Source organism: Paraburkholderia sp. ZP32-5, assembly GCF_021390495.1.
GTDB lineage: Bacteria > Pseudomonadota > Gammaproteobacteria > Burkholderiales > Burkholderiaceae > Paraburkholderia.
Window position 1 is genome coordinate 2247288 of the sequence record NZ_JAJEJP010000002.1, and the last position, 15030, is coordinate 2262317.

A 15030-nucleotide genomic window follows, 5' to 3' on the forward strand; every position below is an offset into this window, starting at 1 on the left:
CCCGGCGGGCCGGTGCGATCATCGCGCTTGTCGCGTTCATCAGCTCAGTACGCGTCAGCGCAACACGCCCGCTTCCGTCAAGCTTTCGACTTCGCCCGCATCGAGTCCCAGCAGCTCGCGGAACACGTAGTCGTTGTGTTCGCCAAGGCGCGGCGGCGGCGCGAAATCGCCACGAAAACCGTCACTATCGCACCACGGCAGCGCAATGCTGCGCGAGCCGTCGGCCAGTTCGGGAAACAAGCCTCCCTGCGCGAAATACGGGTCTTCCATCACCGCGCCGATATGCCGCGAACGCGCGGCCGGCACGCCACGCGCCTGCAGCGCGTCGAGCGCCCGCGCGGGCGGCTGATCCGCGAGCCAGGCGGCTAGCAGATGGTCCGCTTCCGAACGGTGCGCGGCGCGCCCGCGCGCGTCGGCGAAGCGCGCATCCGCGGCGAGTTCGGGCTTGCGCATCGCGTCGCACAACGCGCGCCACTGCGCGTCGTCGCACACGGATACCGCGAGCCACGCGTCGTCGCCCGCGCAGCGAAAGCATCCGGACGGCGCGGCGCTCCACTCGCGCGCGCCGCTCGCGGACGGCGTATCGCTGCCCAATGCTTCGCGAAACAGCAACTCCGGTAGCAGCGCGACGGTGCTCTCCAGCATCGAAAGATCGATGAAAGCACCCTCGCCCGTCATACGCCGATGACGGACCGCGGCCAGCACCGCGCAGCATTCCCATAGCGCGGTGATCGGATCGGTCCACGCCGGCAGAATACCCATCGCCTCGACCCGCTCGTTGGGCGTACCGACCACGCTCGCGCGGCCGCTATAGGCCTGCAATAACGAGCCGTACGCGAGCGCATCGCGTTGCGGCCCCTCGCGACCGGTGCCGGACGCGGACACGAAGATCAGATCAGGCCGGATCGCCGCCAGCGCCGGATAGTCGAGCCCGAACTTCGCGAGCACGCCGTTCGAGAAGTTTTCGACCACCATATCGCTCTGCGCGATCAGACGGCGAATCAGTTCAGGCCCTTGCGGCCGGCTCAGATTGATCGTGCAGCTCTTCTTGCCCGCATTCACGACCGCCCACCAGGGCTGACGCTGCGTATGTTCGCGCCGCGTCGACGATTCGATCTTGATGACTTCCGCGCCCATGCCCGCGAGCATCTTGGTGGTCATCGGGCCGGCCAGCACCCAGCTGAAATCGATGACTCGCAGACCGGACAACGCGTTGGGTTTTGTTTGCGTCATCACACCACTCCCTGCTGGCGCAAGGTTTCCAGTTCACCCGGCGAAAGCCCGAGGCGCCCCGCAAATACCGCGCGATTGGCGGCGCCCAGGCGAGGCGACATCACATCGCGCCCGCGCGGCAGCTCGGCGCCGGAACTCGTGCGCAAACCGAACGGCAGGCCCGGCATTCGCAGCGTTTCGCTGCCCGTGCCTTGCCAGCCGTCGAAGAAGCGTCGTGCGTTCAGTTGCGCGTTTTCCAGCAGATCGCGCGCGCCGCTGACAGGAAAGCACGCGACGCGCGCCGCCTGCGCGCGCTCGAACACATCGGCGCGCGTGTGCTCGCGCGTCCATGTCGACATCTGGTCCTGCAGCACCATCCAGTTTTCGTTGCGCGCGCTACGTTCGCCGCACAGCGCGATATCGCGCGACCACGGCGGATTGCCGAGCAATTCGACCCAGCGTTCCCACTGATGCTCCTCGCGCGGCGAAATCATCACGAAGCCGTCCTTGCACGGCAATAGCCAGATCAGCCCGCCCGCGACTTCGGTGCCTTGCAGTTCCTCGCGCAGCCGGCTGAAGGTGCGCTCGCCACGGCCGTAATCGGCGACCGGCTCGATCAGCAGATGGGCGATCACGTCCAGTTCCGCGCATTCGATACTGCGGCCCTCGCCGTGCAATTGCGCTTCGAGCAGTCCCCATAGCGCGGCGTTCGCGGCCGCGACGCCGGTCGCGAGCGCCACTTCGCGATCCGCACAGGCAACGGGTGGCTGCTCGTTGGGCGCATGCACCGGCCGCGCCTGATGAAACGCGTAGCCCGCGTGATGCGTGAGCGTGAAATCGGTGAAGGCGGTAAGCGGGTTCGCATCCGCGTGCTCCGTCGACGCATGTGGCGCGAACGATGTGCCGAATGGCGTGACCGCGAGCGACACCAGCGCGGGCTGGATCTTTCTCAGCGTATCGCCGTCGAGCGCGAGTTCGGCAAGACGCGGCGCCGGGACGGACGTGATCAGCAGATCGGCCGACTCGATCAGGCGCGTGAACAACGCGGCGCCCGTCGGATTCGAAGGGTCGAGCGTCGCGCTCTCCTTGCCATGATTCAGATAGGCGAACAGCGCGCCGTCGTCGCCATAGCTTGCGTGCGTCGCGAACGGGCCGGTATGCCGCAACGGATCGCCCGCGCCCGGTGGCTCGAGCTTGAGCACGTCGGCACCGAGATCGCACAGCACGCGCGCGCAGAACGACGCCGACATCGAGCCGCTCCATTCGATCACCCGCACGCCGGCAAGCGGCGCGGCGAGCGGAGCGCCGCTCGCACGCGGCAGCATGGCGGCGGTACTCACGCGGCCTCTTCGAGCACGGCGGGATCGAACGGATACGGCACGGGCGCGCCGTGACGCAACGGCAGGATCACCGTCGCGGTGCCCGGCGTGCTTTCCTTGCCGTCCTGATTACGCAGGCCGATCTCCAGATGCACGAGCCCATAGCCGCCGCGCTGCTCGCGTGCCGTTACGCGGCCCCACGCGGTAATCACATCGCCCGGCACGTTCATGCCGCGAAACTGGAAGTTCAGCTTCCATGCCCAGCCGCTCTCGCCGACCCAATCCGTCAGCAGTTGCAGCATGATGTGCTGCTTCCACGAACCGTTGACCATCACGTCGGGCAGCTTGTCGTGGCCGGTCGCGAAACGCCAGTCGTAGTGGATGCGATGCCAGTTCTCCATCGAAGCGGACCAGCGCATGATGTGCGCGGTGGTCATCGGACCTTTGACGACATGCGGAATCTCCATGCCGACTTCGACGTCTTCGAAACATAGTGTGCGCATGACAGTCTCCGCCTAGCGCATGATCTGCGTATTGGTGACCTTCAGCAGCTTTTCGCCGGCCTCGGTCGTGTAGGTTTCCTCGATGATGACGAACACCATCGGACCGCTCTTGCCGTCGCGCTGCACGATGTCCTTGTAGCGCGCCTGACGCAGTACCTTCTCGCCGACGCGGGCATAGCGATACAGTTCGTATTCGTAGCCGCCGTTCAGATCGCGCGGCAATTCCACTTCGACCGCGGGCAGGCCGCTGAAGCTGCGGCTCAGGCCGTCGTAGTCCGGCTTGTTCATATCGTCGAGTGGATCGCCTGACTCGGGCGCGCGGCGAAACGCATGCACCGGAAAGCCCGGCGGCGCGACCACGCTGCCATAGCGGCTCGTCGCGGCCCAGTCTTCGTCCCAGTAGCGGCGCGCGTCGTCCATCGTTGCGTGATGAAAGCGGCGCACTTCGCTTGCTTCGACAGGATGCGTCGACACGACCCAGTCGGTCTGCGCGCCGATGATGGCTTTCACCTTGTCGGTGATGTATTCGTTGCTCACAGGTGTCCCCTCTTCTATCCCGGTCGCCGTCAGCGAGAAGATGCAGCAGGCACTGTGCTGCATCGGCGAGGCCAGTCTAGGTGAGCCGCAGTGCAGCGCACAATACTTGATCGTTGAATCAACGTCTTCTCAGCGTTTAAGCGATCGACTATCGTCCGTGTCATACCGCAGACGACATCGACAACGGGAGACATCGCAATGGAACCGATCCGCTACGGCGCAAGCGCGCTGCGTGACTATGCCCGCAACGTGCTGGCCAACGCGGGGCTCGCAACCCGCTATGCGGACGATGTTGCGCGCACACTCGTCGAAGGCGATCTGCTCGGACACGACACGCATGGACTCGCGCTGTTGCCCGGTTATGTCGCTCAACTCGAAGCGGGCACGATGACGCGCGAGGGCAAACCGCAAGTCGTATCCGATCGCCCCGCCGCGTTGCTGTGGGATGGCCGGCGTCTGCCTGGGCCCGCGCTCGTTCACGCCGGCATCGATGCATTGATACCGCGCGCGCACGAACTCGGCAGCGCAACGCTGGTGATTCGCCGCAGTCATCACATTGCGTGCCTTGCGGCCTATCTGTTGCGCGCGACCGAGTCGAATCTGGTGATGATGCTGGCAAGTTCCGACCCGAGCGTGCAAAGCGTCGCACCGTTCGGCGGCACGCGTGCGTTGTTCACGCCGAATCCTATCGCGCTCGGCGTGCCGACTTCGAGCACACCCGTTCTGATCGATATCTCCGCTTCGTTGACGACCAACGGCATGAGCGCGCGCCGCCACGCGAGCGGCCAGTTATTCGACGAACCGTGGATGCTCGATGCGCGCGGCGACGCGACACGCGACCCCGGTGTGCTGTTTGCCGACCCGCCCGGCACGATATTGCCGCTGGGCGGATTGTCCGCGGGTCACAAGGGCTTTGGTCTCGCGTTGCTGATCGAAGCGCTGACGGGCGGCCTCGCCGGCTTCGGCCGCGCCGATCCTTCAGAGGGCTGGGGCGCCACCGTATTCATCGCGCTGTACGATCCGGCCGCGTTTGGCGGCATCGACGCATTGCGACGGCAAATGGACTGGCTAGGCGATGCGTGCCGCAGCAATCCGCCGCGCGTACGGGACGATCCCGTTCGCTTGCCGGGCGAGCGCGCGATCGCGCGACGCACTGAGCAACTCGCGCATGGCGTACTTCTGCATCCGACCATCGTCGCGCCACTCGAAGCATGCGGCGCGCGGTATGACGTCGCGTTCCCCGTGACGTGCGATGTATGAGCGCCGTCGCTTTGAATTTTCCGACACTACTCGTTCGATCGCTTTGCGCGACGCGAAGCCGTGGAAGTAGTCTGCATCCGTTGACATCTACGCCGAGGCCATCCAATGCGCGCGCCCACCGAAATTGAAACCACCGTTGCGGTATCGACAGAGCCCGTGATCCGGCTGCATCGCGATGACGATGTCGTGATCGCGCGGCATCAGCTGGTTGCGGGCACACGCGTCAGCGGCGATGTCACGGTCCGGGGCCTCGTTCCGCCAGGGCACAAGGTCGCGGTGCGCGCCATCGAAGCCGGCGCGCCCGTGCGGCGCTATGGGCAGATCATCGGCTTCGCGACGCGGGCTATCGCGCCGGGCGAGCACGTGCACACGCACAACGTCGCGATCGGTACGTTCGAACGGGACTATGCGTTTAGCAGCGGCGTCCGGCCGACGGTGCCCGCGCAACCGTCCGCGCAGTTTCAGGGCATCGTGCGTGGCGATGGCCGCGTGGCGACGCGCAACTACATCGGCATACTCACCTCCGTGAATTGCTCGGCCACCGCTGCCCGCGCGATAGCCGACTACTTCCGCCGCGACGTCAACCCGCAAGCGTTGGCCGATTACCCGAACGTAGATGGCGTGGTCGCGCTCACGCATGGACAAGGCTGCGCGATCGACTCCCACGGCGAAGCGCTGGATGTACTGCAGCGCACGCTCGCCGGCTACGCGCGTCATCCGAACTTTGCCGCGGTGCTGATGGTGGGTCTGGGCTGCGAGACCAACCAGATCGACGGGTTGATCGAAACGCAAGGTCTGTCGGGAAGCGCCACGTTGAAGACGATGACGATCCAGAGTAGCGGCGGCACCGCGCGCACTGTAGCCGCCGGCATCGAACAGATCGAGGCGATGCTCGCCGACGCCAATCGCGTGCAACGCCAGGCCGTCGATGCCCGTCACCTGGTGGTGGGACTGCAATGCGGGGGCTCCGATGGCTACTCGGGCATCAGCGCGAATCCCGCGTTGGGCGCGGCGGTGGATCGGCTGGTCGCGCATGGCGGCACGGCGATTCTGTCGGAGACGCCGGAGATCTATGGCGCCGAACATCTGCTTACGCGTCGCGCGGTGTCACAAGCAGTGGGTGAAAAGCTGGTCGCGCGCATTCGCTGGTGGGAAGCCTATTGCGAGAGGATGAACGCAAGTCTCGACAACAACCCATCGGCGGGCAATAAGGCCGGCGGCCTCACGACGATCCTCGAAAAATCGCTCGGCGCGGTAGCCAAGGGCGGCACGACGAATCTGGTCGACGTGTATCGCTACGCCGAACCGGTCAACGCTCACGGCCTCGTGTTCATGGATACACCCGGCTACGATCCCGTCTCCGCGACCGGACAGGTTGCGGGCGGCGCGAACCTGATCTGCTTCACGACAGGACGCGGCTCGGCCTACGGCTGCGCGCCGTCGCCTTCACTGAAGCTCGGCACGAACACCGCGCTGTGGCAACGGCAGCAGGAAGATATCGATCTGAACTGCGGCACGATCATCGACGGCACGCAAAGCATCGACGAGTTGGGCGAAGCCATCTTTCAGCTGATGCTGGCGACTGCTTCCGGCCACAAAACGAAAAGCGAACTGCATGGCTATGGTCAGAACGAGTTCGTGCCGTGGCAGTTGGGGGCTATTACGTAAGTCGGCGGCTACCGGGTACCGCCGTGGCTATTCAAAACTTTGTCTGAATTGCGGCCGCCCGCACGAAAAAAAGCTCGCATTCCAAAGAATGCGAGCTTTCTGAAAGGCACCGCGCTTCGCCCGGTGCCTCCAGTGCCGCCGCTTATCGGCTGGTCATCGTCACGCCGCGCAGCGCCTGACCGTACGGCGCCGTCTGCATCACGGTGAAGCCCGTGGTCGTCACCGTCGTGCCGCTCACGCTCAGCGTGATCTTCACGAGCTGGTTCGAATCGGCGCCCGCGTCGAACGTCGTGCCCAGGCTGTTGTTGGCCGTCGACGTGACCGCGTAGATCGTGAACGAACCATCGCTGTTAGTCAAACCCGTGAGGTTGCGCAGGCCATCCGCCGTAGTCGTGTAGTGGGCGCCGGCCGTGCCGTACGTGCCTTTGGTATCGGTCACGGTGTACGCCTGGCCGAGATTCAGACCCTGGGTCACGTGAGCGATCGCCGTCCACGTGCTGCCGGACTTCTGATAGACCCACAGACCGCCGCTGCCGATCGCCATGTCGGCCGGATCGCCATCGCCTTCGTCAGCGACGAACATCAGGTCCGTGTTGGCCTTCGGCATCCACATACCGAACGGGAAGCCGGTGTTCCAGCTCAGCGGCCACGACGTCGCGCTCGCGGCCGTCAACGCCGCGGTCAGCGTCGTGTTCGATGCCGGTTCGTTGCTTGCCGCCGGCGCGCCCGACCATGCGGTCGTCGGTGCGCTGAACAGCGGCGTGATTGCGACGTTCTGCAGGTTGCTGAACTGCGCACCGTTCGCGAGCGCGCCCGTCGTGCCGACCTGGAACACCGTGTTCACGCCGTTGCTGCCGCTGCCCTTCGACACGTACATCGTGCCGTCCGGCGCCAGGAACAGACCCCGGAAGTTGCCGTCCTTACCGGTCTTATCGAACGCCTGGCCGATCGAGGTCAGCGTGAAGCCGAACTGGTTACCGCCGGCGTTGGTCTTCTTCGCAAACACCGTGCTCGACAGCGCGTCGGTGATCGTACCGAGACCGCACACCGTCGGTGCCACGTAGGTGCTGCTGTTGCCCGAGAAGAACGTGCCGACCGGCTGCGAGAATGCGCAGCTGCTGCCGGCGGCAATCGTCTGCACGCCGGTGTTCATCGTCAGCGAGTCGAGCTGACCATAGGTCGGGTTCGGCGACGAGCCCGAGTTGCCGGCGTTACCGACAATGTAGTACTGACCGCCAGCCAGCACCGACGCGCGGCCGTTGTTGCCCGAATAGGCATTGGTGTTCGTGAACTTCAGCGCCTTGGTGGTCAGGTTCAGTTCGCCGACCGTACGGAACGTCGCCGTGGCGATGTCGGTATTGGTCGGATCGACCACGCCAGGCGTATTCGAGTTCGAGCGATCGATCGAGTCGACCGGCGCGTTGTAGCCGTTGAACGTAATCGCGGTGCCGTCCTGCGACAGGTTCATCGCGAGTTCCGACTTCGACGCGAAGCTGGTCGTGAAATCGAAGCCGTTCTGCTTCGCGGTCGCCGTCACGTCGAGGTATTGGGTCGGGCTGGTGGCGCCGGCGGCCCATTGATCGATGACCATGTCGGAGGTCACGCCGAAGTTCGCGTCATTCGTCACGCCTTCAGTCGTGAACACGTTCGGATAGGTGCCCGGCGTGACGGCGGTCACCGGCGCGGCATTGGTCGTTTCCGGCGTGGCATTGAACGGCAGCGTACCCGTGACCGTGAACGTCGGGTCATAGACCGCACGCGAAACCAGCAGTGACGGTTGCGTGTTCGCCTGGGTGCCCGATGCCGGAGCCGGCGCGGAGGCGCCCGACGACGGGCTCGCACCGGTCGTCGGCGTGCTGTTGCCGCCGCAAGCCCACAGCATGGACGTCATCGCTGCGATCGGCAGCAGGCGAAATGCGGTACTTTTCATGCAAACCCCTATAGTTTTTGGATCGGGAATAAGTGTCGCCACATAGCAGGATCAGCTATGCCGGAAACGGATATACGTGGCTAATCCGGCCGGCCCGCATTGCGAATGCCAGAGCCGGGCCGAAAGACCAGATACACGATTTGCTACATGAGAAAAACTGCGGAGGGACTTTAGTAACGACGCGTGGCAACGCTATTACGCGAGTCTTGCATTCATAAACACTGTCAGCGAATTGCCAGAACGTGTCGCCGCCGATGCGGGGTCCGCATGGGGGTCCGCAAATCGCCTTAAGGTACAGATAAGGAAGACGAATATATTATCCGCGCGCGCAGGGGAGAAATAGCTTTCATTCCTTATTTTAAGCTGCCGTTTTTGAAGGCCGGATGAATGAATACGGAAAATATTATGAAAATATATCGCCGGTGGATCGTCAAGCATTGCGAGGTTTCGTCGACCGCGGACAACCGGCCAGGCAAGCGCCAAGTCAAGCGGTGAGCGATATGTCCGAGGGCAAGTCCCGAATTCTGGTCGTCGAAGACGATCGCGGCGCGGCGTTGGAAGTGACGGCCGCGCTCGAAGACTACGGCTTCGACGTGGAATGCGTCGCCACCGGTCATCAGGGCCTGTTGCACGCCGCCAACGGCACATTCGACGCGGTGGTACTCGACCGCATGCTGCCCGACCTCGACGGCCTTTCTATCCTTGCAACGCTGCGCAACATCGGCAAACAGATACCTGTGCTGATCCTGAGCTCACTCGATGCGGTCGACGAACGCGTACGCGGCTTGCGTGCCGGCGGCGACGACTACATGGTCAAGCCATTCGACGGACTCGAACTGACCGCGAGACTCAACGCGCTGCTACGGCGCCGTCACGCCGGCGACGACGCGCTGATGGCCGGATCGGCTTTGCGGGTCGACGATCTGACGATCGATTCGATCGGCCGCACCGTTCAGCGTGCCGGACATCGGGTCGAACTGAAACCGCGCGAGTACAGCCTGCTCGTGTTTCTGATGCGTCACGCAGGGCATGTCGTCACGCGTTCGATGCTGCTGGAGTCGGTGTGGCACACCCACGCCAGTACCCAGACCAACGTGATCGACATGCATATCAGCAGCCTGCGCCGCAAGATCAGTCTCGAAGGCCGGCTTTCACCCATGATCGTAACGGTGCGCAATGCGGGCTACATCCTTCATGCAGCTGGCTAGGCGCGACTACCGTGTTCGCGTTGGCGCGATCGGCTGGCTGCTCGTATTCGTCATTTCATCGGTCGCGCTGTTTGCGCTGCTGTACTGGCTGACGAGCACCTATCTGCTTCGCGAGGTCGACGAGCGGCTGAAAGGCAAGCTGTCCGAATTCCACGCGATCGATCGCGACCAGGCGATCTCGAACATCGACGAGCTGAGCCGCCGCGATATCGCGAGCACACGCCCCTATGGCGTGTTCGACGCGAGCGGTACGTGGCTTGCCGGCAATGTGCACAGGCTTCCTCATGAACAGGATCGCGTGCCGTTCAGCTATACGCAAACGGTGGATGACGGAGGGGCCCCATCGACCGCGCACTTTCGCGGCATCATCATCCCGGCCGCGAATGGACTGCGCATCGTCGTCGGCCATTCGATCGACGGCGTATTGCGCTTCGATCAGACGCTCGTGCAAGCGTTGTGCGCGGGCGTGACACTATCGATCCTGCTCGCTGTCGCCTGCGGCGCGATGCTCAACAGTCTGTCGAACCGACGTATCCGCGCGGTCGGTGAAACGGCACGGGAAATCATGGCCGGCAAGCTCGGCCAGCGTCTGCCGACACGCGGCACCAACGACGATCTCGACCGGCTGAGCGTGATCGTGAACACGATGCTCAACGAGATCGAACACCTCGTCGACGAAGTTCGCTGCGTTTGCGCGGGCGTCGCCCATGATCTGCGCACACCGATGACGCATCTACGCGCCGGTCTCGAACGCGCGAGCCGCCGGACCAGCTCGACGGCCGACTACGCACGCGCAATCGATGACGCGATCAACCAGTCCGATGCCGTGCTCGCCCGGTTCTCCGCGTTGCTGAGAATTGCGGAAATCGAATCGGGCAGCCGGCGTTCGAGCTTCCGTACGATGTCGCTCGATACCGTGTTGCGTGATGTGGTCGAACTCTACGAGCCGCTCGCCGAACAGCGCGGAATCTCGCTGACATTGAACGCTTCAGCGCCTGTGCAGATAGCCGGCGATTACGATCTGCTGTTCGGTGCGATCGAAAATCTGCTCGACAATGCGTTGAAATTTACGCCCTACGGTGGCGCGGTCACCGCGGACGTGTACATGAATGGCACACAGGCGGTACTGCGGATAGCCGATAACGGACCCGGTATTGCCGACGTCGAGCATCGCGCGGTACTGCGGCCGTTTTATCGCGGCGACACCGACGCAACCCGCTCGACGCCGGGGCACGGCCTCGGCTTGAGTCTCGTGGCAGCCATTGCGCAAGTGCATGACGCGTCGCTCGAAATACATGACAACGCGCCGGGCTGCCGGATGATGCTGCTCTTCCCCGCTCAAACCGGCCTCGCCGGTACCGTCGCGGCAGTTGCCGTGCAGTGACGAAAGACACCTGACGACGTCGCAGCGCCGATCCTAACGGCCAACGCCCGGCGCCGAAAATATCAACGCGACGATCAGGTGCAGAAAGCCCCACGCGAACAGCAGCGATAGCGGCACCGCCGCGATCACGATCAACCTGTTCCAGCGTATCCATGAGCCTCGTGCGCCCGCGCCATCGACAGTCCGGCGCATGAGTGCCTTCACGTCCCGCAGTGACGCTTGAATGGTTGCCTGCGATCGCATGTATTGGTCTTCCCCGAAGAAACGTTGCTGGCCTGCTATCCGCCACTCTATCCGCGCCGCGAAGCCGCGTTGTCAAACATGGTGAACGACGGAGGACCATGCAAATTCAAACGGTCCGGAGAGAGCGTGAATAAACAGAGGCATCGCGATGACAAGCCGGTGAAATTCGGCAACCGTTTCCGCCAGTCGCGTATCGGCCCGGAAAATCAGACCGGAAAAACGCCTTTAACACGCAATGCAATCAGGCAATGTAATTGGAAAGAAAGATCAATGAAAGAATATTTCATTCACTTGAATACCACACTTTTATAAGAATAAAAATAGAATTAATTCAACCAGAATGCGAAGTCATATTGCGCGAATGAAAACGACTTGCATTCTCCATTTTTTTGATTTAGGCATGTCATTCGCCTGACATTCGCCAATGACTAAATATCGCCCGTGCTGGCCGTACCGGCACGGCGCCGTGCCAAATGCATCTCGCGCAAGCGAATCGCCAGCACATCTCCACAATCAGGGGCGGCAGACCTGACCAATGATTCCCCACGAATCCAATTTGGCTATTCTGTTTTGATTATTTGGAGGAATAAAATGAGTCGTAATAGTAATTTAATCCAGGCCGGATTAGCATTAGGCATATTCGCCAGCTTTACGGCGTTTTCGGCTCCGCAAGGCAACATGGAGCTTTTGCCTACTGGCCAGTTCATTTCACCGAAGGCAATTCCGGGTGCAGTCCAGCAGTTGCTGAACCCGCAAATCGCGGCGAAGCCGACGCAAGTCGTCAGCGGCGCGATCAAGTCGCAGCTCAGCCCGGACGGCAACACGCTGGCTGTGATCACCGCCGGCTACAACACGGTCTACACGGGCAGCAACAACGCCACGCTCGACAAGGCCGATTCGACCCAATACATCTTCATCTACGATGTGTCGGGCGCGAACCGGGCCAACCCGAAGTTCGTCCAGGCGATCCATCAGAACAACGCGTTCGATGGTCTAGTGTGGAACGGCAACCAGACGCTGTACGGTACGGGCGGTGCTGACGACAAGGTCTACGTGTACAGCCGCTCGTCGGCCGCACCGTCGGCTCAATGGGCTCAGACCAACGCCATCGCGCTGAACCACGCGAAGGGTATCGGTTCGGGCGTGAAGCCGAACGCCGGCGGCCTGGCTCTGTCCGCCGACGGCCGTACTCTCGTTGTCGCCAACAACTACAACGACTCGATCACGCTGATCGATACGACGTCGAACACGATCACGTCGGAGTACGACCTGCGTCCGTTCAACACGTCGGGTCAGAATGGCGTCGCCGGTGGCGAATACCCGTGGGCGGTTTCGTTGAAGTCCGACGGCACCGCGTTCGTTTCGTCGGTTCGTGACCGTGAAGTCGTGGTGCTGAACCTGTCGAACCCGGCCGCGCCGCAGTTCATCAAGCGCATCGCGCTGCAGGGCAACGCGTACGGCATGGCCTTCTCGCCGGATCAATCGAAGCTCTACGTCGCCGTGTCGAACGCCGACCAGGTCGCTGTCATCGATACCCAGCGTCATAACGTCGACAAGACGATCGACCTCGCCATCGCGGACGAAGACGACAACGGCAACGGCAATGGTCATGGCCACGGCGACGACCACGGCTTTGGCGGCTTTGGCGGCTTCGGTTTCGGCAACGACCACGATCACGGCCATGGCAATGGCAACGGTCATGGCAACGGCAATGACGACAAGAAATACAGCGGCCGCGATACGGTCAACGTGACGGTGTCGAAGGATGGCAGAACCATCTACGCGGTCAACAATGGCGACAACTCGATCGCCGTGATCGACCACGACGGCAACAACGGCTACCACGTGGCCGGCTTCATGCCGACCGCCTACGCGCCGAAGGACATCACGCTGAGCGCCGACGGTTCGCAGATGTACATCATCAACGGCAAGTCGAACACCGGCCCGAACCCGCTGTACACGCCGGGCGGCAGCTCGGCCCAATACCAGTTCGGTCTGGAGCAGAGCAGCCTCGTCAGCGCACCGGTGCCGCGCGACAACACGCTCGACCGCTTGACCAGCCAGGTAGATGAAAACAACCACTACTCGGTCAAGGAAGCGCAAAGCGATCGCCAGACGATGCAGTTCATGCACGATCACATCAAGCACGTGATCTATATCGTCAAGGAAAACCGCACGTTCGATCAGATCCTCGGTGACCTCGGCAACGGTTCGAACGGCGATCCGACGCTGACGATGTACGGCAAGGCCACCACGCCGAACTTCCACAACATCGCCGGCAACTTCGTTACGATCGACAACTTCAGCGATCCGGGCGACGGTTCGATGGACGGCTGGTCGTGGGTGCAGCACGCACACGTCACGCCGACCGAGGAAGTGTCGCAGCAGGAAAACTACGCCGGCGTCTCGCGCGGTATGTCGTATGAGTCCGAAGGCGCGAACCGCGGTCTGCCGGTTGGCCTCGCGACGACTGCCGCGCGCGATGCCGCGTCGAACGGCGGCTTCACGTCCGCGACGTCGTCGCTGCCGGGCGGCGCCGCCAACGCGCTGCCGGGTATCGCCGATATCTCGGTGCCGGATGCTCCGTTCGGCTACCAGAAGGCGAACATCTACGACGCGGTGCTGCAAGCCGGCGGTACGTTCCGCGATTACGGCGGCATGGTCAACAACGCCGGCTCGATCGGCACGATTGCCAGCCCGCTGCTCAATCCGTTTGCCGCGAACAACGTGCAGGTTTATCCGGTCAAGCCGACGCTCGTCAATCTGACGGACCCGTACTACCGCGGCTTCGACCAGTCGTACCCGGATACCTTCCGCGAACTGGAATGGAACCGCGAGTTCCAGAGCTATGTCGCGCACGGCAATCTGCCGTCGTTCGAACTCGTTCGTATGGGTGCTGACCACACCGGCAATTACACGACGAACGTCGGTCAGATGGGTTCGGCCGAGCAGGAAGAAGCGGATAACGACTTCGCCGTCGGCAAGCTGGTCGAGACGGTCGCGCACAGCCCGTACGCGAAGAACACGCTGATCGTGGTGGTCGAGGATGACTCGCAGGCCGGTTCGGATCACGTCGACTCGCACCGCGCACCCGCCTATGTGATCGGCGCGTACGTGAAGCAGCACGCCGTCGTCAGCACGCCGTACAGCCAGATCAACGCGATCCGTACCATGGAAGACGTGCTCGGTACCCAGCACATCGACCTGAACACGGCCTACGCGAAGCCGATGGCTGACCTCTTCGACACTCGCTCGAATGGTTCGTGGACGTACACGGCCGTGGCATCGACGATCCTGAAGGGGACGAACGTGGGCAATGTCGCCACGGGCTCGGTCGCGACCGGTAACGACGGCAACCAGTACGCACAGGGCGCGGACATCCATCCGCTGCACGACGCGACCTACTGGGCGAACGCGACGAAGGACTTCGACTTCTCCAAGGAAGACCGCGTTCCGCCGGACCTGTTCAATCGCGTGCTGTGGAAGGGCGTGATGGGTGACAAGCCGTATCCGGTGCCGCATTCGATCTACACGAAAGTTGCCGACGAAGGTGCGAAAGAAAGCACGAAAACCGTCGCCGCAACGGACGATGACGATGATTGAGTGGGCTGCGTTGTTCGGCGTTAGCGCAAATGGGCGCGTATTGCTCGATGCGTTACACGCCAGGTAGCTGGTAAGGGGCGGGCGGCTGTCTGCGTGGGCGGCCGCCCGCCTTGTCGATTCGCTGATTACATACATCAGTCAGTTGTTGGGCATCGCATTCCAA

General features: G+C 62.8%; 12 protein-coding genes. 6 read left to right on the plus strand and 6 right to left on the minus strand.

What is annotated here, in order from left to right; genetic code table 11:
* Positions 1-54: 54 nt before the first annotated feature.
* Genes L0U82_RS28750 through L0U82_RS28765 form a run of 4 tightly spaced genes read right to left on the minus strand, consistent with a single transcriptional unit; the run spans position 55 to position 3634 of the window.
* Positions 55-1233 (minus strand): CaiB/BaiF CoA transferase family protein, encoded by a 1179-nt coding sequence (locus tag L0U82_RS28750; protein ID WP_233836413.1) that lies wholly within the window; start codon positions 1231-1233, stop codon positions 55-57.
* Positions 1233-2552, minus strand: a complete 1320-nt coding sequence (locus tag L0U82_RS28755) for a CaiB/BaiF CoA transferase family protein (protein WP_233836414.1) — start codon at positions 2550-2552, stop codon at positions 1233-1235. The genes L0U82_RS28750 and L0U82_RS28755 overlap by 1 nt, the downstream gene beginning before the upstream one ends.
* Positions 2549-3034, minus strand: coding sequence for a MaoC family dehydratase (locus L0U82_RS28760; RefSeq protein WP_233836415.1), 486 nt, complete (start codon positions 3032-3034; stop codon positions 2549-2551). Before L0U82_RS28760 ends, L0U82_RS28755 begins: the two co-directional genes overlap by 4 nt.
* Before the next feature lie 12 nt (positions 3035-3046).
* Complete coding sequence (locus L0U82_RS28765) at positions 3047-3634, minus strand: FAS1-like dehydratase domain-containing protein (RefSeq protein WP_233836416.1); 588 nt, start codon at positions 3632-3634, stop codon at positions 3047-3049.
* Positions 3635-3769: 135 nt separating this feature from the next.
* Here L0U82_RS28765 and L0U82_RS28770 point away from each other — a divergent pair, with 135 nt between their 5' ends.
* Both L0U82_RS28770 and L0U82_RS28775 read left to right on the plus strand, forming a co-directional pair.
* On the plus strand, positions 3770-4831 hold the full coding sequence (locus L0U82_RS28770) for an Ldh family oxidoreductase (protein WP_233836417.1): 1062 nt from the start codon (positions 3770-3772) through the stop codon (positions 4829-4831).
* Between the two features lie 105 nt (positions 4832-4936).
* Entirely contained in the window at positions 4937-6499 is a 1563-nt protein-coding gene (locus L0U82_RS28775) for a UxaA family hydrolase (RefSeq protein WP_233836418.1), read from the plus strand.
* A gap of 142 nt (positions 6500-6641) precedes the next feature.
* On the opposite strand, the gene L0U82_RS28780 is transcribed toward L0U82_RS28775, so the two are convergent.
* Complete coding sequence (locus tag L0U82_RS28780; protein WP_233836419.1) at positions 6642-8429, minus strand: hypothetical protein; 1788 nt, start codon at positions 8427-8429, stop codon at positions 6642-6644.
* Between the two features lie 500 nt (positions 8430-8929).
* Between L0U82_RS28780 and L0U82_RS28785 the strand changes: the two genes are divergently transcribed.
* Both L0U82_RS28785 and L0U82_RS28790 read left to right on the plus strand, forming a co-directional pair.
* A complete protein-coding gene (locus L0U82_RS28785; protein ID WP_233836420.1) occupies positions 8930-9637 on the plus strand; it encodes a response regulator transcription factor in 708 nt (235 codons plus the stop codon).
* The gene (locus L0U82_RS28790; RefSeq protein ID WP_233836421.1) at positions 9624-11021 is read left to right on the plus strand and encodes a sensor histidine kinase; all 1398 of its coding nucleotides are present in this window, start codon (positions 9624-9626) and stop codon (positions 11019-11021) included. Before L0U82_RS28785 ends, L0U82_RS28790 begins: the two co-directional genes overlap by 14 nt.
* 33 nt (positions 11022-11054) lie before the next feature.
* Here L0U82_RS28790 and L0U82_RS28795 read toward each other — a convergent pair whose 3' ends face one another.
* Positions 11055-11213 (minus strand): hypothetical protein, encoded by a 159-nt coding sequence (locus tag L0U82_RS28795; protein WP_233836422.1) that lies wholly within the window; start codon positions 11211-11213, stop codon positions 11055-11057.
* Positions 11214-11390: 177 nt separating this feature from the next.
* On the opposite strand from L0U82_RS28795, the gene L0U82_RS28800 reads away from it, so the two are divergent.
* Positions 11391-11576: a hypothetical protein gene (locus L0U82_RS28800; protein ID WP_233836423.1), complete on the plus strand. Its 186-nt coding sequence runs from the start codon at positions 11391-11393 to the stop codon at positions 11574-11576.
* Positions 11577-11942: 366 nt separating this feature from the next.
* On the plus strand, positions 11943-14867 hold the full coding sequence (locus tag L0U82_RS28805; protein ID WP_233836425.1) for a bifunctional YncE family protein/alkaline phosphatase family protein: 2925 nt from the start codon (positions 11943-11945) through the stop codon (positions 14865-14867).
* Positions 14868-15030: the final 163 nt, after the last annotated feature.

Excerpts from the sequence above, each read along its gene's own strand:
- L0U82_RS28750 (WP_233836413.1), bottom strand. The coding sequence starts at position 1,233 with ATGACGCAAACAAAACCCAACGCGTTGTCCGGTCTGCGAGTCATCGAT.
- L0U82_RS28760 (WP_233836415.1), bottom strand. The coding sequence starts at position 3,034 with ATGCGCACACTATGTTTCGAAGACGTCGAAGTCGGCATGGAGATTCCG.
- L0U82_RS28765 (WP_233836416.1), bottom strand. The coding sequence starts at position 3,634 with ATGCAGCACAGTGCCTGCTGCATCTTCTCGCTGACGGCGACCGGGATA.
- L0U82_RS28770 (WP_233836417.1), top strand. The coding sequence starts at position 3,770 with ATGGAACCGATCCGCTACGGCGCAAGCGCGCTGCGTGACTATGCCCGC.
- L0U82_RS28775 (WP_233836418.1), top strand. The coding sequence starts at position 4,937 with ATGCGCGCGCCCACCGAAATTGAAACCACCGTTGCGGTATCGACAGAG.
- L0U82_RS28780 (WP_233836419.1), bottom strand. The coding sequence starts at position 8,429 with ATGAAAAGTACCGCATTTCGCCTGCTGCCGATCGCAGCGATGACGTCC.
- L0U82_RS28785 (WP_233836420.1), top strand. The coding sequence starts at position 8,930 with ATGTCCGAGGGCAAGTCCCGAATTCTGGTCGTCGAAGACGATCGCGGC.
- L0U82_RS28790 (WP_233836421.1), top strand. The coding sequence starts at position 9,624 with ATGCAGCTGGCTAGGCGCGACTACCGTGTTCGCGTTGGCGCGATCGGC.
- L0U82_RS28795 (WP_233836422.1), bottom strand. The coding sequence starts at position 11,213 with ATGCGCCGGACTGTCGATGGCGCGGGCGCACGAGGCTCATGGATACGC.
- L0U82_RS28805 (WP_233836425.1), top strand. The coding sequence starts at position 11,943 with ATGGAGCTTTTGCCTACTGGCCAGTTCATTTCACCGAAGGCAATTCCG.